Genomic DNA, 19,319 nt, shown 5'->3' with positions numbered 1-19,319 from the left:
ATAGGAGGTGCTTTGATATGGAGATTACTGGAGCACAATGTTTGATAAAAGCTCTAGAGGAGCAGGAAGTTGAAGTTATATATGGATATCCTGGAGGAGCAGTTCTCCCAATATATGATGTTTTATTGGAAAGCTCAATAAAGCATGTTCTGGTAAGGCAGGAGCAGGCTGCAGTACATGCAGCAAGCGGCTATGCAAGAACCACAGGTAAAGTAGGAGTGTGCATGGCAACCTCAGGGCCAGGGGCTACAAACCTTGTTACGGGCATCGCTACTGCTTATATGGACTCTATTCCCCTGGTAATCATTACAGGCCAGGTTTCAACCCAGATGGTGGGAACAGATGCCTTTCAGGAGGTTGATATAACTGGTATTACCATGCCAATTACCAAGCATAATTACCTGGTGAAAGATGTTAAGGATTTGAGCAAAACTGTAAAAGAGGCATTTCATATAGCTTCTACAGGAAGACCAGGGCCTGTTCTCATTGATATTCCCAAAAATGTTAGTGACAGCAAGGTCAAATGGGTTTCCCAAAAAAATGTTGATTTAAGAGGGTATAAGCCTACCTATTATGGACACCCATCTCAGATAAAAAATGCTGCCCTGCTCATTAACAACAGTGCTAGGCCTGTTATTTTATCAGGCGGAGGCGTTATTAATTCTAACTCATCTGAGTTGGTTAAGCTTTTGGCTGAAAGGATACAGGCTCCAGTTGCGACAACATTAATGGGACTTGGCTCCTTTCCTGCAGACCATGAATCCTTTGTAGGAATGCTTGGAATGCATGGAACTGCAGCTGCTAACTATACCATGAGCCATGCAGATTTAATAATTGGCCTGGGAGTTAGATTTGATGACAGGGCTACTGGTGCAGTTGATAAATTTGCTCCCAAGGCCAAGGTAATTCATATAGATATTGATCCTGCTGAAATTGGCAAAAATGTACGGGTTAATCTGCCAATAGTGGGTGATGTAAAGCTCATACTTGAAGATCTTGTACCCAAGATTAATGAAAATACTAATCCCTTGTGGCTTGAACAAATAAAACAGTGGAAACAGGACCATGCATTAAAATATCCAGAAAACGTACTTACTCCCCAATATGTCATAAGCATTTTAAGTGAGCTAGCTGGTGGTGATACAATTGTTACTACTGATGTTGGCCAGCATCAAATGTGGACTGCCTTGTATTATAAATTTAATAAACCAAGAACCCTTATATCATCTGGAGGCCTGGGTACTATGGGATACGGTTTTCCAGCAGCTATTGGTGCCCAGTATGGAAACCGTGATAAGAGAGTAATTGCTGTTACAGGAGATGGAAGCTTTCAGATGCATATGGCAGAGATGGGAACAGCCATGGAACACAACTTGCCCATAAAGATTCTTTTGTTCAATAATAGCTGCCTTGGACTTGTAAGACAGCTGCAGTATTTTTACTGTGAAAAAAAATATAGTGCCATTGACTTTAGCTGCAATCCTGATTTTATGCAGTTTGCCAGGTGCTATGGAGCAGCAGGTTATAGAATTACCTGTATGGAAGAAGCAAGGAGTGTGCTGGAAGAAGCTTTAAACAATGACAAGCTTACAATAATTGAATGTATGGTACCCAAAGAGAACCTGGTGCACCCCATGGTGTTAAATACAAAGGGACTAGATGAAATGGAACTATATAGATAATTCGGTGACAATAAGTTGGTGACAATAAGTTTGGGGACGTTCCTTCAGGTGGGTCCCTATACATTAAACGGTGTGTCCTACATTAAACGGTGTGTCCCCGTACAATAAAGGAGGAATGCTTAATGGGAATGACCATAACAGAAAAGATACTAGCAGATCACGCAGGACTTGAGCATGTAGAACCAGGACAGCTGATAAATGCCAGGCTGGATATTGTACTAGGAAATGATATTACAGCTCCTGTAGCAATTAAAGAGTTTAAGAAAACAGGCAAGGAAAAGGTATTTGACAGGGATAAAGTAGTTCTAGTACCTGACCATTTTACTCCCAATAAGGATATTAAGTCAGCAGAGCAGGCTAAAATCCTCAAGGACTTTGCCAGGGAGCAGGAACTCACCAATTATTTTGAAATTGGCAGAATGGGCATAGAACACTGCCTGCTGCCTGAACAGGGCCTTGTAGGCCCAGGTGATGTAATTATTGGTGCTGATTCCCATACATGTACCTATGGAGCCCTTGGAGCCTTTGCCACAGGAGTAGGAAGTACAGATATGGCAGCAGGCATGGCCCTGGGTGAAGCCTGGTTTAAAGTGCCGGAGAGCATTAAGTTTATTTATCATGGTAAGAGAAAAGAATGGGTTTCTGGAAAGGATCTTATTCTTTATACAATAGGCAAAATCGGTGTAGATGGAGCTCGATATCAGGCCATGGAGTTTACTGGGGAGGCCATTGAAAATCTTTCCATGGATAGTCGTTTTACCATGGCCAATATGGCTATAGAAGCTGGCGGAAAAAATGGTATCATTGCTCCGGATAAAATTACTGAGGAATACATCAAGGGCAGAGCCAGGCGGAAGTTTAAGTTTTACTTTAGTGACCCAGATGCCAAATATAATCGAATAATTGACATAGACGTGGCTGCCATTGAACCACAGGTGGCTTTCCCACATCTGCCTGAAAATACCAGGGGTATTAGTGAGGCTGGAAATGTAGCCATAGATCAGGTGATCATTGGCTCCTGCACCAATGGCAGGATCGAAGACTTGAGAGAAGCCGCTGCTATCTTAAAGAATCAGAAGGTCCATCCAGAAGTGAGACTAATAATTTTCCCAGGAACCCAGCAGATATATCTACAGGCAATGAAGGAAGGACTCTTGGAAGTATTCATTGAAGCAGAAGCAGTAGTAAGCACTCCCACATGTGGACCATGCCTTGGAGGCCACATGGGTATCCTGGCCAAGGGAGAAAGGGCCCTGGCTACTACCAACAGAAACTTTGTGGGTCGTATGGGTCACCCAGAGAGTGAAGTGTATTTATCAGGGCCAGCTGTAGCTGCTGCAAGCGCTGTTAAAGGAAGATTAGCATCACCCCAGGAGGTGGTAAAATGTTGTTAAAGGGAAAAACATGGAAATTTGGTGATGATATTGATACTGATGCCATTATTCCGGCGAGATATTTAAATACTTCTGAGCCAGAAGAGCTTGCCAAACATTGTATGGAAGATGCAGATCCAGAATTTCCAAACAAAGTTAATAAGGGTGATATTATAGTTGCAGGCAAAAACTTTGGCTGTGGCAGCTCGCGAGAGCACGCCCCTATAGCCATAAAGGCTGCAGGAGTATCATGTGTAATAGCAAAGTCTTTTGCCAGGATTTTTTATAGAAATTCAATTAACATAGGACTTCCTATACTTGAGTCACCTGAAGCTGCTGAGGCAATTAAAGAGGGAAATGAAGTTGAAGTTGACGTGGCAAAGGGAGAAATCAAGGACTTAACTACAGGGACAACATACATGGCAGCTCCCTTTCCGGATTTTATTCAGCAAATTATTGCAGCTGGCGGATTAATAAACTATGTAGCTGAAAGGGTGAAGAAAGATGGCTAGGATAGCAGTTTTACCGGGAGATGGTATAGGTGTAGAAATAGTACCACAAGCAATCAAGGTTCTTAACAAGGTTGCTCCTAAATATGGAATAGAACTAGAATATTCAGAAGGCCTCATCGGTGGTGCAGCTATTGACGCAGAGGGCATTGCTCTTCCAGAAACAACCCTTCAACTGTGTAAGGAGAGTCAGGCTGTTTTACTTGGTGCTATTGGAGGACCAAAGTGGGATACCCTACCTGCCCCCCAGAGACCTGAGGTGGCATCACTTTTGCCATTGAGAAAGCACCTTGGATTATATGCAAATGTAAGGCCAACAGTTTTAAACCCGGCCCTTATAGGTGCATCTCCCCTAAAAGAAGAGTTGGTAAAGGGTACAGACATGGTTGTTATTAGGGAGCTTACCGGTGGAATCTATTTTGGTGAGAAGTATAGGGAGCCTCATCCATCAGGAGAAAAGGCTGTGGATATATTAGTATACACTACAGAGGAAATTGAAAGAATTGCAAAGCTCGCCTTTGACATTGCCAGCAAAAGAAGAAAAAAAGTGACTAGTGTGGATAAGGCCAATGTTCTTGAAAGCTCAAGGCTTTGGAGAGAAACAGTTACCAGGCTTGCCCAGGACTATCCTGAAATTACCCTTGAGCATATGTATGTAGATAACTGCGCCATGCAGTTGATTAGAAATCCTCTCCAATTTGATGTTATCCTTACGGAAAATATGTTTGGTGACATTTTAACTGATGAGGCTTCAATTTTAAGCGGCTCCATTGGCATGCTTGCTTCTGCCAGCTTTGGCGGCAATGTGGCAATGTATGAACCAGCCCATGGATCAGCTCCTGACATCGCTGGTCAGGATAAAGCTAATCCTCTGGCCACCATTCTTTCAGCTGCCATGATGTTAAAGTACAGCTTTAACTGCTCAGAGGGAGCTGAAGAAATTGAAAGGGCTGTTGCTAAAGTACTTGCAGAAGGATACAGAACAGGTGACATTATGGAGCCAGGAAAGAAGCTGGTTGGCACAGAGGAGATGGGAAATTTAGTTTGTGAAAAATTAGGAGAGTAGATACTATGAAAGTAGTTATATTTGATACTACCTTAAGAGATGGCACCCAGGGAGAAGGAGTCAACGTTTCAGTAAAGGATAAGCTAAAAATTGCCAAAAAACTAGATGCTTTTGGCGTGGACTATATAGAAGGGGGCTGGCCCTTCTCCAATCCTAAAGATACAGAATTTTTCCAAAAGGCAGCTGTTGAAAAGTGGCAGGGGAAGATTTGCTCCTTTGGAAGCACATGCAGGGTAGGGGTTAGAGCTGAAGAAGATGTAAATCTCCAGGCTCTTGTAAACAGCCAGGCTCCCGCAGCTGCAATTTTTGGCAAAACCTGGGACTATCAGGTTGCAAAGGCACTAGGCACTACCCTGGAAGAAAACCTGAGAATGATTCATGACAGTGTTGCTTATTTAGTCAGCAAGGGTATTGAAGTAATCTTTGATGCAGAACACTTTTTTGATGGGTATAAAGCTGATTCAGAATATGCCTTGAAGTGTTTGGAAAATGCACAAAAGGCAGGGGCATCCTGGCTTGCACTTTGTGACACCAATGGAGGTACTTTACCCCATGAGGTTTTTGAGATTGTGCAGGCTTGTAAAGAAAGATTTACTATTCCCCTTGGAATACACGCTCATAATGACTGTGAACTTGCTGTGGCAAACAGCATTGCCGCTGTTAAGGCAGGGGCAGCCATGGTCCATGGTACCTTCAATGGTGTGGGTGAAAGGTGTGGAAATGCAAATCTGTGCTCCGTCATTCCAAATCTTGAGTTGAAAATGGGCTATGAAACATCAACCAGAAATAATTTGAACAACCTTACAGAAACAGCTAGATATGTGGCTGAGGTTATAAATATTGCTGTACCAAACCATCAACCCTTTGTAGGGCATAGTGCCTTTACCCATAAAGGGGGAATGCATGCAAGTGCAGTTATGAAACATCCAAAAACCTATGAGCATATTACACCTGAGACCGTTGGAAATGACAGGAGAATCCTAATGTCCGAGCTTGCAGGCACAAGCAACTTGACCCACAAACTTGAAGAAATGGGCATTAAGTTAGCTGACAAAGAAATGCTTAAAAATATTGTGGAGCAGGTTAAGGAACTAGAGCATAAGGGGTACCAATTTGAAGGAGCCGAGGCCTCTTTAGAGCTGCTCCTTTATAAAGTCATGGGCTTATACAAGGAACATTTCCACCTGGAAAATTTTAAAGTGCTGGTAGAGAAAAGAGGAGAAGAGGATTATTATTCTGAAGCCATTATTAAGCTAAAAATCGGTGAGGAAATTGTCCATACTGCTGCAGAAGGAAATGGTCCTGTAAATGCTCTGGATAATGCCCTGAGGAAGTCTCTTGATAAAACTTATCCATGCATTAATGAAATGCACTTATCAGATTACAAGGTAAGGGTGCTTGAAGGAAGTCAGGCAACGGCTGCCAAGGTCCGTGTTCTGATAGAATCCAAGGATGCTAATGATAACTGGAGCACTGTGGGTGTTTCCTCAAACATCATAGAAGCAAGCTGGGAAGCATTACTTGACAGTATGGACTATATTCTGCTCAAGAAGCATCTTAAAGAGCTAGGTAGGATGGGGAATTAAAGATTGGTCTCACTAACGGTCATAGTATTAGCTTTTACAAAAATCAGATGGGTTTGCTTGAACGGTTAGTTCCATGATGGCAGTTTAGGGGCAGGATTTTCCCAAGGCTGCCATAATTTTTTTAGGTGAGAAGGAATTTAAAAAGGGTCTGCCAACTCATGGCAGCACCCTTTTAAGGATAGTTTTTTAAAAATCTATGATCTGGTTTCTTGTATTTTAACAGCAGGTATAGTTATTCTTTCCCTGGCAGTAATTGATGGATAAATACCATATAGAATTCTCCAATTTTCCACTAAACCACCAGTAAAGGTTAATCCCTTTTCCAATGTGTGCGGGTCACCTATTGCTTTTACAACAACTGGAAATAGCAAACTTTCGTTATTTATCAAAATTTCATTCGGTGAATATTGCTGTATATGAGTATTGATTGTAACCCTATGGTCATTGATGGCAATTGCTTCAGCACCTGTGGCCCAGAGTTCATTAACAAGATCTATCAAATCATAATGCAATAGCGGGGCATCCCTTGTAATTGTTACTGTAATGCCTGGACCACTAACAGGCACCTCACCACTTAGAATTTTTAACTGCTCAATTTCCTTTTGCGTTTGATTAATTCGTTCCTCTCCCCTGGATACTTGAGAAACAAGATCGTTTCTTCTCTGGCGCAGCTCCTGGAGAGTTGCTGTAAGCTCTTCTTCCTTGGCTTTCATTGTATGGTATATTGTGATTAAGTCTCTAGCGTCCTGGTAAGCAAGGGAGTTAATCAATTGCTGCTGAGTCTTAAACTGCATGCTGATAACCATGCCAAGTATTAGAAGTACAATGGTAAATGATACTGTAGTTTTGTTCATAGTTATTGATCCCCTCTTTCCAGGTGGGATTGTCTAAAGCTGCCTCTATATTCAGGTATTTCAACTTCACCAATTTCTATTTTCACGGGAAAATTACGAGCTTTTAAATATGGCACTTCATCACCTAATAGGATTCTTTCTCTAAGTTCTTCAGGATTACCCAGGGCTTTAATCTGATAGGGAGGTGCCATGGGAATAGTATTTACAAGAATAACTGTACCCACACACCTGATATCTGAGCTTGCAACAAGCCTTTGATTGTTGATGGAAATTGCCCTGGCACCAGCAGCCTTTAGTTCATTAACAAGATATAATACGGTTTTGTCGTGGATTATATAATCCTCTGGTCTAAAGGTTGCAAAATCGGAACTAGCAGCTGCAGCACCCTGAACATTATCATCCAAGGTTATTATTATCCCTGGGCCGATAGCTGTGGTTTGAGATGTTAAAGACCTTTGAAAGTGCAGATAATCCTGCAAAAATTTTAAAGTGCCTGCATCCTGGCTTTCATCCTCTTGGAACTGGGATAATTGATTTCTCAGGTTACCTATTTCTTCTTCAATACCTTGTAAATCAGTTTCCAATTCAGTAATCATGTCAACTATATTTTGATGAAGTATAGAAGTTGAATTGCTTGCTTCGGCACGAAAAGATTTATACTGCCACGACAAAAGCAGACCCAAAATTGTGCATACTATAGTTATATTGATTATCCAATTTTTTTTCATAGATATTCACCTCGATTTTTAGGAATTTAAAAGGTTAACAAATTATTTATGTCGAAAGAATTATGGTGTTATATATAAAAGTTATATAGTATGATATAAGCAGTTACAGGTCATTACTGAAGTAAAAAGGTGGTTTCCCTTACTATGTTTTCTCAGTTTAATTTTCTCATATATTTAACTCCATGGGAAATATTTTTAATAATATTAGATATAACAGTTGTTTCCTTTGTGATTTATAAAGCCATTATGCTTATAAAGGGCACAAGGGCAGTGCAGCTAATTAAAGGCTTGTTTGTACTTATTATAGCATTTTTTATTAGTGATTTGCTACAGCTTACCACGGTTAATTGGTTTCTGCAACAGATACAATTGTTAATAGTGGTAGCATTACCCATTGTCTTTCAGCCTGAGTTGAGAAGGGCTCTGGAACAGCTGGGCAGGGGTAAAATATTTAGTGGCTCAATGACTTATCTTGGTGTTGAAGACCGCTCAAGGTTAATTAATGAGCTGGTACGTTCAGTACAGGCACTAAGCAAAAATAAATTTGGGGCTCTGATAGTAATAGAAAATGAAACAGGTTTGTCAGATTTTATTGAAACAGGTGTTAATGTGGATGGTGCTGTCTCTGCAGAACTGCTGGTGAATATATTTGTTCCTAATACTCCCCTGCATGACGGTGCTGTTATTGTAAGGGGTGACAGAATTGCAGCGGCGGGATGCTTTTTGCCCTTGACTGACAGCCCTTATCTGAGTAAACAATTAGGAACAAGGCATAGGGCTGCCCTGGGTGTTACTGAGACCTCAGACTGTGTGGTAATAGTTGTATCTGAAGAAACTGGAACCATCTCTGTGGCCCATGATGGTGAATTAACAAGATATTTAGAAGAGAAAAACCTTAAAGAAATGCTAGAAGATGTTTTGTTAACCAAGCAAAACAATAACACATCTGTTTTCAACATATTTAGGAGATCATCTTAACGAGTAGTGAGGGGTTATTATGCTAGGACACTTTCGCAACAATCTGGGATATAGGCTAATATCTATTTTTGCTGCCATAGTAATTTGGTTTTTTGTCTTCTCTGAAAGAAACCCTACAACAGAAAATGTGGTAACTGTACCCCTTGAAGCTACTGGTTTGGCACGGGATCTGGTAGTAGCTGAAAAACCAAATACGGTTAATATTCGTTTTCAAGGAAAGGCTAATGTAGTAGACAAGATTTCATCCAGAGATTTTAGAGCATATATTCCCCTTGAACAGATAGATGTTGGTGTTAGATCTATTCAAGTGGCTACAGAAGTTCCTGCAGGAGTGAGAATTGTTAGTGTGCAGCCATCCTGGGTCCAGGTCCAAATTGACCAGGTTAGTTCCATTCAGGTACCTGTTGAAATTGTAGTAAAGGGTGAAGCTGCAAGGGGATACATTTTAGAAAGGCCTCGGTTGACTCCCGGTCAGGTATTAATAAATGGACCTGAAAATTACCTTGATAATATTGGAAAAGTCTATGTAAATGCAACTTTTAACAGTCTATCTAGAGACTACTTTCAGTCCCTGCCTGTACTGGTAGAGGATACAGCTGGTAATCTAATTATGGAATGGGTTGAGGTTATTCCCAGAAATGTGGATGTCTTAATACCAGTTGTGGAAGACATACCCAACAGGACAGTGCCCATATTAATTGACTTAATTGGAGAGCTTAAGCCTGGGCTAAAAGTAGACAAGGTATTGGTATATCCCTCTACTGTGAAAATTTATGGTTCAAGGGATATAATCAATGAAATAGGATATTTAACTCTGGAAATAGATGTTACTGAAATTGAAGAAAGTATTAATTTTGAAGTTGATTTAGAATTTCCCACGGGAATAACTGATGCAAGTGATGATAGGGTTCAAGTGATGTTGGAGGTAGGCAATGAAAATTAGGGTATCTGAGCTGCGTATAGGAATTGATGAGGATACTAATATACTTAAGCAGCTAGCCTGTCAAAAGCTAAAGGTATCCGCAAGCCAGGTAAAGAACTGGTGGATTGAAAGACAATCCCTAGACGCAAGACGAAAAAAGGAAATTGCTTTCGTATATACTATTGTGCTGGATTTAGAAGAGCAAATAACAGGCAAAATAAAGGAGCCCCTACCGCCTAAAAGCAGTATAGTTGACCAGGAAGAGGAGTATTTAAATATTAGGCGGGGAGTCGAGTATTTGAAATATCCTCCTCTAGTAGTTGGGACCGGCCCATCCGGTCTTTTTGCCGCGTGGCTTCTGGCAAAGTGGGGGTATAAGCCAATTGTGCTGGAAAGGGGCAAGAGTGTTTTTGCACGGCAAAGGGATGTGGCGAGGTTTTGGGATGAGGGTGAACTGGATCCTGAATCTAATGTTCAGTTTGGTGAAGGTGGGGCTGGAACCTTTAGTGATGGTAAGCTTACTACCAGAATCAAGGACAAAAGAGTTAACCTTATTTTACAGGCATTAACAGCTGCAGGAGCACCAGAAGAAATTCTTTACCAGGCCAAGCCTCACCTTGGTACTGACAGGCTTAGAAACATTGTTGCCAATATAAGAAAGGAAATAATTTCTCTGGGAGGAAAAGTACTATTTCAGGCAAGGGTTACAGACTTTATGATCAAAAAAGGTGTCTTAGAGGCTGTAGAAGTAAACCATAAACATGAGCTTCCTGTATCAAGGTGCATTCTTGCAACCGGCCATAGTGCAAGGGACACATATGAGAAGCTATGGAAAATTAATACTAAATTGGAAGCAAAACCTTTTGCAATTGGGTTACGAGTTGAGCATCCCCAGCATATGATAGATTGTGCTCAATATGGAGAATGGGCAGGTAACCCCAGGCTGGGTGCAGCAGATTATCATCTTACTTATAGAAATACCAATCTCAACAGGGCAGCTTACAGCTTTTGCATGTGCCCTGGAGGATATGTGATTGGGGCCAGCTCAGAGCCAGAGATGCTTGCCGTAAATGGTATGAGCTACCATGATCGCTCATCTGGAACTTCTAATTCAGCTGTGGTGGTTACTGTGGGTGAAAGGGATTATGATTACAAGAATCCATTATCAGGCATTAAGTTTCAGAGGCAGATAGAAGGGGATGCTTATCACCTTGGTGGAGGAAACTATACTGCACCTGTTCAAACTGTAGATGACTTTATAAATGACACAGTAAAAGAAACACCTTCCAGACTAAAACAGGCAACTTACAAGCCTGATGTAAAGGAAGCGAACCTCAGGGATTGTTTGCCCAAAGAGATTGGTGAGGTGCTGGGGGAAGCCCTACAGGACTTTAATAAAAAGATCTGGGGCTTTGGAACTAATAAGGGGATTTTAACAGGTGTTGAAACAAGGACATCTGCTCCGCTAAGGATACCAAGGGATGATAAGTATCAGGCACTTGATATAGAAGGACTATACCCAACTGGCGAAGGGGCAGGGTATGCTGGTGGTATCATGAGTGCCGCAGTAGATGGAATTAGGGTGGCCCAGTCAATTATTGAGGCATATGGACTACCAAAAGAAGAAATACCTACTAAAATAATTGAGGGTTTGAGCTGGATTGAAGGGGAGGAGTAGCCATGGCAAAATTATTTGGAACAGATGGAGTACGTGGAGTAGCCAATAGAGACTTAACAGCAGAGCTAGCATATAGGCTGGGCAGGGCAGGAGCATATATTCTTGCAAAGAATACAGATTATAGAAAACCACTTATTGTAATAGGCCAGGACACCAGGATATCAGGTCATATGCTTGAAGGTGCCATGATTGCAGGTATTTGCTCTGTGGGAGGAAACGTTGTTAAAGCAGGAGTTATTCCTACCCCAGGAGTTTCTTATCTTACAAGGCTGCTTAATGCAACTGCAGGAGTTATGATTTCAGCCTCCCATAATCCTGTTGAGGATAATGGCATAAAATTCTTCTCATCAACAGGCTACAAGCTTCCCGACTCTGTGGAAGAAGAAATAGAGCAGCTTGCCCTGAGTGTGGATAATATGCCCTTTCCAACTGGGGAAATGCTTGGTTCAGTAAAAGAATTAAATGACGCATGTGAAAAGTACATTAGTTTTGCAAAAAATACCATTGACACTAAACTAAATGGTGTTAAAGTAGTAATAGACTGCGCTAATGGTGCAGCCTTCCAGGCAGCACCTCAGGCCTTAAAGGAGCTTGGGGCTGAGGTGATTGTCATTAACAATCAACCCAATGGAATTAACATTAATAAGAACTGCGGTTCAACTCATCCAGAACAATTACAGAAGGAAGTTTTAAAGCAAGGTGCAGACATAGGAATTGCCCATGATGGTGATGCAGATAGAATGATAGCTGTTGATGAAAAAGGGAATATAGTTGACGGTGATCAGATTATGGTGGCCTGTGGCCTATACTTAAAGAAAAAGGGATTATTAAAGGATAATTCCTTAGTGGTAACAGTGATGAGCAATATTGGTTTACATCTGGCTTTAAAGCAGGCAGGTATTACTGTTTATCAGACACAAGTGGGTGATCGTTATGTTCTTGAAAAAATGATAGAAGCAGGTTGTAATCTTGGCGGAGAACAATCAGGGCATATCATATTCCTGGATCATAACACCACAGGTGACGGCCTTGTTACAGCACTTCAACTGCTGCAGGTTATGTCAGATACAGGTAAAACCTTGTCCCAGCTAGCAGCTCAAATGGAGATATTCCCACAAATTCTTTTAAACGCAAGGGTAAAGAATAAGGATAGGGTAATGTCTAATCCAACATTTTTAAAGGCTGTTAAAGAGATTGAAGGAAAACTTAAAGGTGAAGGGAGGGTACTGGTAAGACCTTCAGGTACTGAACCTTTAGTTAGGGTAATGGTAGAAGGTCCAAAGGATGATTTAATCAAGACAATGGCAGAAGAGCTAGCAGATCTAGCATTAAAACTGGATGAGAAGCTTTAATAGTATTCAGAAGACAGAATTCAGAATTCAGAAGGAAAGCTCTTGGGTTTATTCTGACTACTGGCTCCTGACTGCTGGATTGTGTGTTGGTTGGGTTGATGATAAAGCGCCAGGACCTGGCAGCTTAACAAAACATATTTTAGATAGTAATTGGTAGATACGGTTGTTATTACATAGGTGTAATAACTGATAACTTATCTGGTTAAGTGCCTGGTTGACGAGGAGAGGGTTAATCGAGTTTTCGGCGGATTCCCTTCGGTATGGTCACTATCGTAAAGGTATTACAAAACCGTAAAGTAATTTGCGGGACAAAGAATATCTGGTGACAATAGCTTCTAATAACTTCAAGGAGTGATTAGGAGATGTGTGGAATAGTTGGTTATATTGGTAAAGCAAGTGCAGTTCCTGTTCTGGTAGAAGGACTTAAAAAACTAGAGTACAGGGGCTATGATTCGGCTGGTCTGGCAGTTCTGGAGAACAGCCATGTTGAGATTATAAAAACCAAGGGCAAGATGAAGGTCTTAGAAGAAAAGATTAATGGCAGCCTTAATGGATGCCGCATTGGTATTGGGCATACCCGCTGGGCTACCCATGGCAGGCCTTCAGATATTAATTCCCATCCCCACAAGGACTGCAGCGGCACAATCGCGGTAGTTCATAATGGCATTATTGAAAACTATCAGTCTTTAAAGGAATGGCTTCAGGAGATAGGACATAGATTTGTTTCCGAAACTGACACAGAGGTCTTGCCTCATCTTATTGAAGAATTCTATAATAAAACTAATGATTTGTTAAAGGCAATAAAAATGACCATTGCAAAAATTGAGGGTTCTTATGCCGTGGTGGTTCTTTCCAGGGACTATCCTGGAGAGATTTTTGCAGCACGAAAAGACAGTCCATTAATTGTAGGTCTGGGAGATGGAGAGAATTTCTTTGCATCTGACATTCCTGCAATACTAAACCATACAAGAAGGATTTATATCCTGGATGATGGGGACATTGCCAGGATATCTGAAACAGAAGTTGATGTATACGACTCTAATGGAAATAAAAAAGTCAAGGAAGAGACGTATGTTGAGTGGGATGCGGAAGCTGCTGAAAAGGGCGGCTACGACCACTTCATGTTAAAAGAAATCCATGAACAGCCAGAAGCAGTTCGCAAAACCTTATCTGGGAGAATAGATGCATTTACAGGCAAAGTTAATCTAAAAGAAATTTCCCTTACTAAAGAATACTTGGAAGGTATTAGAAATATTGCAATTGTGGCCTGTGGGACAGCATCCTATGCTGGCTTAGTGGGTAAATATGCAATTGAAAAGCTTACAAGGATTCCTGTAATGTGGGATATTGCCAGTGAATTCCGCTACAGGGATCCATTAGTGGATGAAAAGACCTTGATGATAGTTATAAGTCAGTCTGGTGAGACAGCTGACACATTAGCGGCCTTAAGAGAAGCAAAGAAAAAAGGTTCAAGGGTTCTTGCCATTACAAATGTTGTGGGCAGCTCAATATCAAGAGAGGCAGATGAAGTACTATATACACTGGCTGGACCTGAAATTGCAGTAGCTTCAACAAAGGCCTATGTGACCCAGCTAATTGCAATGTATTTATTAGCATATGATATAGCCTGCAAGTTAGGCAAGATTACTGAAGGGGAAGTTGTACAGGGAGTATATGCACTTACAAAACTGTCTGAGCAGATTAAAGAGGTCCTTAAATGCGAAGCTTCCATAAAGGAATGGGCTCAAGAGATTTCCCGGTGGGAGGACGTATATTTCCTTGGCAGGGGCATTGACTACAATGTGGCCCAGGAAGGACAGCTTAAACTAAAAGAGATCTCTTACATTCATGCTGAGGCATTGGCAGCAGGTGAGATGAAACACGGCACCATAGCTTTAATTGAAGAAGGAACCCCTGTAGTGGCCCTGGCAACCCAGGACTTTCTGTTTGATAAAATGCTTAGCAACATCCAGGAGGTTCAGGCAAGGGGAGCAAGGGTTACAGCCTTGACCTTTGAGGGCAATACAGAAATGGAAAAGTCTGCAGAAAGGGTAATCTATATACCAAAAACCCTTCCCATTACAGCACCAGTACTAAGTGTAGTACCCCTGCAGCTGCTGGCCTATTACGCAGCAGTAGCCAGGGGAAGCGATGTGGATATGCCGCGCAACCTGGCCAAATCAGTGACTGTGGAATAAGACATTGGGAAGGTTCCTTTGTTGTAGTGAGGAAATAAAGTTGTTTACTTAGTAAAAAAATTCTTTGCTTTTGCTGTTGTTATGAGACAATCATAGCAACAGCATTTTTCTGTTTTCTGGAATAATTTCCAATGTGTAAAAGTGTTACATGATGACGGCATGATTAAATGAGTAAGATGCTTCATCCTAGTTTGTAATATCCATTTGTTGTAATTTTATATGCTAAGAGTGTATAATAATAGTAGATAATTTTTTTGGAGGATAATATGCCTGTAATTTCTGAGTTTTATGGCATTAAAATTTTGATGTATTGGAATGACCATTTACACCACATTTTCATGCAGAATATGGAGGTAATAAAGTAATTGTAGATATTTTAAATGGTACTGTAATCAAAGGAGTCTTTCCTTTTAAACAGCTTAAACTTGTATTAGCCTGGTGTGAGATTCATAAAGATGAATTAATGACTAACTGGGAAAATGGAAAAAAACATTTAGAGTTTGAAAAAATTAACCCCTTAATATGATTGGAGGTGCTTAATGTGTTTCATAAAGTTGTGCAGGTTTTGCCTACTAGTGATTATAAAGTTTATATTTACTTTGCAGATGGTAAAATTAAACTCTTTGATGCGAAAGATTTGATAACGAAAGGAGTATTTAAGCAGCTTCAAGACATTGACCTTTTTATGAATACTTGTACAGTTATGAATAACACATTGGCATGGGATATTACAGGTAATTATGATCCAGCTAATTGTCTTGACCTTGATCCTGAAGAACTTTACATCTCATGTCCAGAAGTTGAGGAACCTAATGTATTAAATATAAGAAATTAAAGCTATTGAGATTATATAATCTCTTCCAAATCCATACCTACTTAGTCATAAGACTAGATATATTGCAAAGACTCTATAAAACAATATTAAAATTATTGACAAACATGTGCAATTTATGGATAAAAGTTTAAGCCCAGCTATCATTTTTCATTAATCCATTACATCTTGTGAATAATCATGTTCAATTTTAAGTCTTTTCATTTTTCTAGATAAGGTTGATGGGTCAATACCTAAGCTAACAGCTGCTTTTCTTAAAGATGTATGTTTCTTTAGTGAAAAGGTAATTATCTTTTTTTCAAAGATATCCATTAGCAATGCCAACTTCGATTCAACTATGGTATTGTCAGCAAATATATTTTCGGCCAAGAAATGCTCCGGAAGCTGTTCAATACCAATATATCCCTCTTGATTGACGATAAATAAATATTCTATTAAATTTTGCAACTCTCTTACATTACCGGGCCACGAATAATTTATCATTATATCTATTACTTCATTATCAAAAACTATAATTGTATTATGTTCTTTATTAAGTTTGTGAATGAAGTAAGACATTAGTGCAGGAATGTCTTCTTTTCTATCTCTTAGAGGTGGGATGGTAATAGGAAAAACATTAAGTCTGAAAAAGAGGTCTTCTCTAAATTTACCTTTTTTAATCTCTTCTTTAAGTTGCTTATTAGTAGCAGCTACAATACGTATATCAAGTTTTGTAGCTTGAGTAGCACCTACACGGAGAACTTCCCTTTCTTGTAGTATTCGTAATAACTTAGATTGAGCTTCTATGGGTAACTCGCTAATTTCATCTAATAAAATTGTTCCATGGTTAGCTAACTCGAATAAGCCGGGTTTTCCTTCACGAGTGGCTCCAGTAAAAGAGCCGGATACATAACCAAATAACTCAGATTCAAATAACTCGGAAGGTATTGCAGCACAGTTGACTTTAATAAACGGACCGTCCTTTCTTGGGCTGGAATTATGGATATATTTTGCTAAGACTTCTTTACCTGTACCTGATTCCCCTTGAATTAAAATAGAAGTATCAAAACGGGATGCTTTTAGCAATAAGTCTATTATTTGCTTCATCTTTTGACTTTCATATATTAAATCTATGTCTGCTACTAAATCTCTACGCAATTTTTTTAACTCTGCATTGTTTATCTCTACAAGATGCTTTGTTTTTATAAGTTCATTCCTTAATCTAATAAGAGAAGAAATATCACGAGTGTTATTAATAACACCGATTATTTCACCCCTTTCAGAGAAAACAGGACAAGCGGTAGTTAACGCATTTTTCCCCGTAATATATTTATGAATTAGTGAAACAGGTCTTTTTTTCTCTAAGACCATCAAAGATGCAGAGGTATTAAAAAGACCATTTTCACAGAGTTGGGCTAAATTCTTACCTAACATTTTCTCTCTGGTTAAACCTGTTGTTTCCTCATAAGCGTTATTAATATATAGCACTTTAGCTTCAGAGTCTGAAATCAAAATACCATCAGAGGATGCCTCAAGTACAGATATTAAAAAATTTCTATTGAAGGCGTCATGTTCTGAAGATTCACACATTACCTCAAAAGGCAAATTCCAATCTGAATTATTGGTAATAGCTTCTAATAGTTTTTTGGAAGTTGTTTTTGCTAAGAGTTCGCTTGCATTATTTATTAAGTGTATGTCATAATATGGATCCTGGAAAAATTTATGTATTTCACTCCTGTCAGATTTGCAGGACACCAATGTCATTTATACTACCTCCCTATCCTCTGAAATTTATTTTAATCACACTATTCAGAAAAATTAAAGGTTAAAAATGGAAATTTTCCTTCAAGAGTATTATAATATATTTTCAAGTTAAAAATTTACAAATGTGACTATAATTTAGTTCCTTAATTTAGTTTTTACAAGGTTTTCCAGTAACTGTATCAATTCACTAGGTAGAATAGGACAACCTGGTAAAAATAAGTTTACAGATGCTGCCATTGTGCAATTTCCTATAAATAAAACTTTTTCTGATGTTTCATAACGTTTTTCGTCTTTGCCTATAATAAGGGTTATATTAGGTAATTTTTTCAGTGTACCCCTATCTTTTAATTGTTTCAGTGTTAAGTAAAGGTTAGATACACAACCTGAACAAGCGCCTCCCTCCATAATGTTTATTTCAGGGAATAGTTGGTTAAATCCTTTACCATAACCATGAGCAAAGGTAGTTTTTACTTCCTCAATTTTTACACCTTTATTTATGATTTCTGATGATTCCATAAAACCTATTTTGGCTTCTTTGGCCAGACTTAGATATTCAACATCTTCTGGATTTATACCCATTACTGTAAGGGGACAATCTCCCCTACAGTAAAATCAAACTATTAGGACAATTTCACCTTCAGTAAGAAGTTTAGGTGGTTGGAAAGGGCACAGAACCACCCGTACCCTTTTTTATGATATATTAATATCATTATCAACACACAAAAACCAACCACAACCATTGTATTAGACATTGAGCTGCCTTTCAAGTGTTCCGCTGAGGATTTTAATAGAATCTATCAGGAACATTATCAAGGTACAATATCGCATACGTTTATTCGTGAAAGTTTGGGTCTTCCGGATAATATCAGGCTTAAGTTTAATGGTGGGTTTGAAAGATGGCTATTTCTTCTCGATGAAAATGATTGTATATACAAGGTTAGATTTGTAGTACAGACAGCGGTATGGTTTAACAACGAGTCGGACAAATGGCACTATATCAGCATATTTCCTAGTTTCATCAAGAAGTACTGCCAGCCAAGCCTTAATTTACTTGAGTACATTAGCTGCCAGGTAGGAGAGGGTGAGAATATATTTAGTCACATTGATGACCCGGAAGAAATCCTCGACAGCGAAGATCGTATAGTAAGGTCAATAAAACGGATAGAAAAAGATTGCAGAGAGTTTAACTACTTGGCATTACTTAACTCTAGATATGTATCCGTCTATAACAGACCACTTTTGGTATCAGATAAGCAGTATACAGAAACAAGAAGATTTAGTACACTGTTTAGCCTTGTATCAACAGCAAGGCAATTCTTCGGAAAACAGTATGGACTACTTAAACTTGTAAATACTGTAATCGTTGTATAATACCAACAGAGGCAAAGAATGCTTCTTAACTTCCAGTTAACAACAATAATGTAATACAATAGTATATTAGCTTAAAAAACCATTCATACTTTCCTTGTAAGACTGTTCTAAACCCATCCCAAACTTGCTCTTTTTGTCCCTTATCTAGATTAATTCCCCACTGTTTTAGTACTTTTTCTTAATTATTTAGTCCAGCAAGAATTTTACGTATCACGCTCCTGTATTGATGTAAGATATCATACACTCAGAACAAAACCTGGAGGTGTTACAAATGGGGGAACTCCCAATTAAGCGTGAAGATGCAGTTGCCTTTTTTAGATACCAGGTAATATCTGAGATGCTAGATGCAAAGCCTGGATTTATAGAAGCCACTGCTAAAAAACTTGCAAAGCAACAGTTTCATGATGCTCTAAACAAACGCATAGTTACCTTTTGCGAAAGAACGAT

Annotated in this window: 16 protein-coding genes and 1 pseudogene; 13 read left to right on the top strand and 4 right to left on the bottom strand. The window is 39.5% G+C overall.

Annotated elements, in window-relative coordinates:
• The first annotated feature begins 17 nt into the window (after positions 1-17).
• From ilvB to cimA, 5 genes are all read left to right on the top strand, one after another.
• The gene (gene ilvB, locus K364_RS0118120) at positions 18-1,682 is read left to right on the top strand and encodes a biosynthetic-type acetolactate synthase large subunit (protein WP_028309199.1); all 1,665 of its coding nucleotides are present in this window, start codon (positions 18-20) and stop codon (positions 1,680-1,682) included.
• Positions 1,683-1,804: 122 nt separating this feature from the next.
• Positions 1,805-3,076, top strand: coding sequence for a 3-isopropylmalate dehydratase large subunit (leuC, locus tag K364_RS0118115; RefSeq protein ID WP_028309198.1), 1,272 nt, complete (start codon positions 1,805-1,807; stop codon positions 3,074-3,076).
• The gene (gene leuD, locus K364_RS0118110) at positions 3,067-3,567 is read left to right on the top strand and encodes a 3-isopropylmalate dehydratase small subunit (protein WP_028309197.1); all 501 of its coding nucleotides are present in this window, start codon (positions 3,067-3,069) and stop codon (positions 3,565-3,567) included. Before leuC ends, leuD begins: the two co-directional genes overlap by 10 nt.
• The gene (gene leuB / locus K364_RS0118105; protein WP_028309196.1) at positions 3,560-4,630 is read left to right on the top strand and encodes a 3-isopropylmalate dehydrogenase; all 1,071 of its coding nucleotides are present in this window, start codon (positions 3,560-3,562) and stop codon (positions 4,628-4,630) included. Before leuD ends, leuB begins: the two co-directional genes overlap by 8 nt.
• A gap of 5 nt (positions 4,631-4,635) precedes the next feature.
• Complete coding sequence (gene cimA, locus K364_RS0118100) at positions 4,636-6,216, top strand: citramalate synthase (RefSeq protein WP_028309195.1); 1,581 nt, start codon at positions 4,636-4,638, stop codon at positions 6,214-6,216.
• A gap of 194 nt (positions 6,217-6,410) precedes the next feature.
• Here cimA and K364_RS0118095 read toward each other — a convergent pair whose 3' ends face one another.
• Positions 6,411-7,070: a DUF881 domain-containing protein gene (locus K364_RS0118095; RefSeq protein WP_028309194.1), complete on the bottom strand. Its 660-nt coding sequence runs from the start codon at positions 7,068-7,070 to the stop codon at positions 6,411-6,413.
• Positions 7,071-7,072: 2 nt separating this feature from the next.
• Positions 7,073-7,798: a DUF881 domain-containing protein gene (locus K364_RS0118090; protein WP_028309193.1), complete on the bottom strand. Its 726-nt coding sequence runs from the start codon at positions 7,796-7,798 to the stop codon at positions 7,073-7,075.
• Between the two features lie 144 nt (positions 7,799-7,942).
• On the opposite strand from K364_RS0118090, the gene cdaA reads away from it, so the two are divergent.
• The 7 genes and pseudogenes from cdaA (at position 7,943) to K364_RS0118050 (ending at position 15,761) form a co-directional block, all read left to right on the top strand.
• Entirely contained in the window at positions 7,943-8,776 is an 834-nt protein-coding gene (cdaA, locus tag K364_RS0118085) for a diadenylate cyclase CdaA (protein ID WP_156946525.1), read from the top strand.
• A gap of 19 nt (positions 8,777-8,795) precedes the next feature.
• Complete coding sequence (locus tag K364_RS0118080; RefSeq protein ID WP_028309191.1) at positions 8,796-9,719, top strand: CdaR family protein; 924 nt, start codon at positions 8,796-8,798, stop codon at positions 9,717-9,719.
• Positions 9,709-11,376, top strand: a complete 1,668-nt coding sequence (locus K364_RS0118075; RefSeq protein WP_028309190.1) for an NAD(P)/FAD-dependent oxidoreductase — start codon at positions 9,709-9,711, stop codon at positions 11,374-11,376. The genes K364_RS0118080 and K364_RS0118075 overlap by 11 nt, the downstream gene beginning before the upstream one ends.
• A gap of 2 nt (positions 11,377-11,378) precedes the next feature.
• A complete protein-coding gene (glmM, locus tag K364_RS0118070) occupies positions 11,379-12,728 on the top strand; it encodes a phosphoglucosamine mutase (RefSeq protein ID WP_028309189.1) in 1,350 nt (449 codons plus the stop codon).
• A 362-nt stretch (positions 12,729-13,090) separates the two neighbouring features.
• Positions 13,091-14,926, top strand: a complete 1,836-nt coding sequence (glmS, locus tag K364_RS0118060; protein WP_028309188.1) for a glutamine--fructose-6-phosphate transaminase (isomerizing) — start codon at positions 13,091-13,093, stop codon at positions 14,924-14,926.
• 266 nt (positions 14,927-15,192) lie between these two features.
• Positions 15,193-15,452, top strand: a pseudogene (locus K364_RS28000) (DUF4160 domain-containing protein).
• Between the two features lie 15 nt (positions 15,453-15,467).
• Entirely contained in the window at positions 15,468-15,761 is a 294-nt protein-coding gene (locus tag K364_RS0118050; RefSeq protein WP_028309187.1) for a DUF2442 domain-containing protein, read from the top strand.
• A gap of 150 nt (positions 15,762-15,911) precedes the next feature.
• On the opposite strand, the gene K364_RS0118045 is transcribed toward K364_RS0118050, so the two are convergent.
• Both K364_RS0118045 and K364_RS0118040 read right to left on the bottom strand, forming a co-directional pair.
• The gene (locus K364_RS0118045) at positions 15,912-17,501 is read right to left on the bottom strand and encodes a sigma-54 interaction domain-containing protein (RefSeq protein ID WP_051534201.1); all 1,590 of its coding nucleotides are present in this window, start codon (positions 17,499-17,501) and stop codon (positions 15,912-15,914) included.
• Between the two features lie 135 nt (positions 17,502-17,636).
• Positions 17,637-18,080 carry a hypothetical protein gene (locus K364_RS0118040; RefSeq protein ID WP_028309185.1) on the bottom strand — a complete coding sequence of 148 codons (444 nt, stop codon included), beginning with the start codon at positions 18,078-18,080 and terminating at the stop codon, positions 17,637-17,639.
• A 267-nt stretch (positions 18,081-18,347) separates the two neighbouring features.
• Here K364_RS0118040 and K364_RS0118035 point away from each other — a divergent pair, with 267 nt between their 5' ends.
• A complete protein-coding gene (locus K364_RS0118035) occupies positions 18,348-18,872 on the top strand; it encodes a hypothetical protein (protein WP_028307233.1) in 525 nt (174 codons plus the stop codon).
• Positions 18,873-19,319 lie beyond the last annotated feature (447 nt).

This window comes from Desulfitibacter alkalitolerans DSM 16504 (assembly GCF_000620305.1).
GTDB classification, from domain to species: Bacteria; Bacillota; DSM-16504; order Desulfitibacterales; family Desulfitibacteraceae; genus Desulfitibacter; species Desulfitibacter alkalitolerans.
The sequence above is the reverse complement of the archived record's forward strand: the minus strand, read 5'-3'. Positions and strand labels throughout refer to the sequence as shown.

Coding starts and splice junctions, on each gene's coding strand:
- K364_RS0118075 (WP_028309190.1), top strand. CDS start 9,709: ATGAAAATTAGGGTATCTGAGCTGCGTATAGGAATTGATGAGGATACT.
- K364_RS0118095 (WP_028309194.1), bottom strand. CDS start 7,070: ATGAACAAAACTACAGTATCATTTACCATTGTACTTCTAATACTTGGC.
- K364_RS0118090 (WP_028309193.1), bottom strand. CDS start 7,798: ATGAAAAAAAATTGGATAATCAATATAACTATAGTATGCACAATTTTG.
- glmM (WP_028309189.1), top strand. CDS start 11,379: ATGGCAAAATTATTTGGAACAGATGGAGTACGTGGAGTAGCCAATAGA.
- K364_RS0118040 (WP_028309185.1), bottom strand. CDS start 18,080: ATGGGTATAAATCCAGAAGATGTTGAATATCTAAGTCTGGCCAAAGAA.
- cdaA (WP_156946525.1), top strand. CDS start 7,943: ATGTTTTCTCAGTTTAATTTTCTCATATATTTAACTCCATGGGAAATA.
- leuC (WP_028309198.1), top strand. CDS start 1,805: ATGGGAATGACCATAACAGAAAAGATACTAGCAGATCACGCAGGACTT.
- leuD (WP_028309197.1), top strand. CDS start 3,067: ATGTTGTTAAAGGGAAAAACATGGAAATTTGGTGATGATATTGATACT.
- cimA (WP_028309195.1), top strand. CDS start 4,636: ATGAAAGTAGTTATATTTGATACTACCTTAAGAGATGGCACCCAGGGA.
- leuB (WP_028309196.1), top strand. CDS start 3,560: ATGGCTAGGATAGCAGTTTTACCGGGAGATGGTATAGGTGTAGAAATA.
- K364_RS0118080 (WP_028309191.1), top strand. CDS start 8,796: ATGCTAGGACACTTTCGCAACAATCTGGGATATAGGCTAATATCTATT.
- K364_RS0118045 (WP_051534201.1), bottom strand. CDS start 17,501: ATGACATTGGTGTCCTGCAAATCTGACAGGAGTGAAATACATAAATTT.
- glmS (WP_028309188.1), top strand. CDS start 13,091: ATGTGTGGAATAGTTGGTTATATTGGTAAAGCAAGTGCAGTTCCTGTT.
- ilvB (WP_028309199.1), top strand. CDS start 18: ATGGAGATTACTGGAGCACAATGTTTGATAAAAGCTCTAGAGGAGCAG.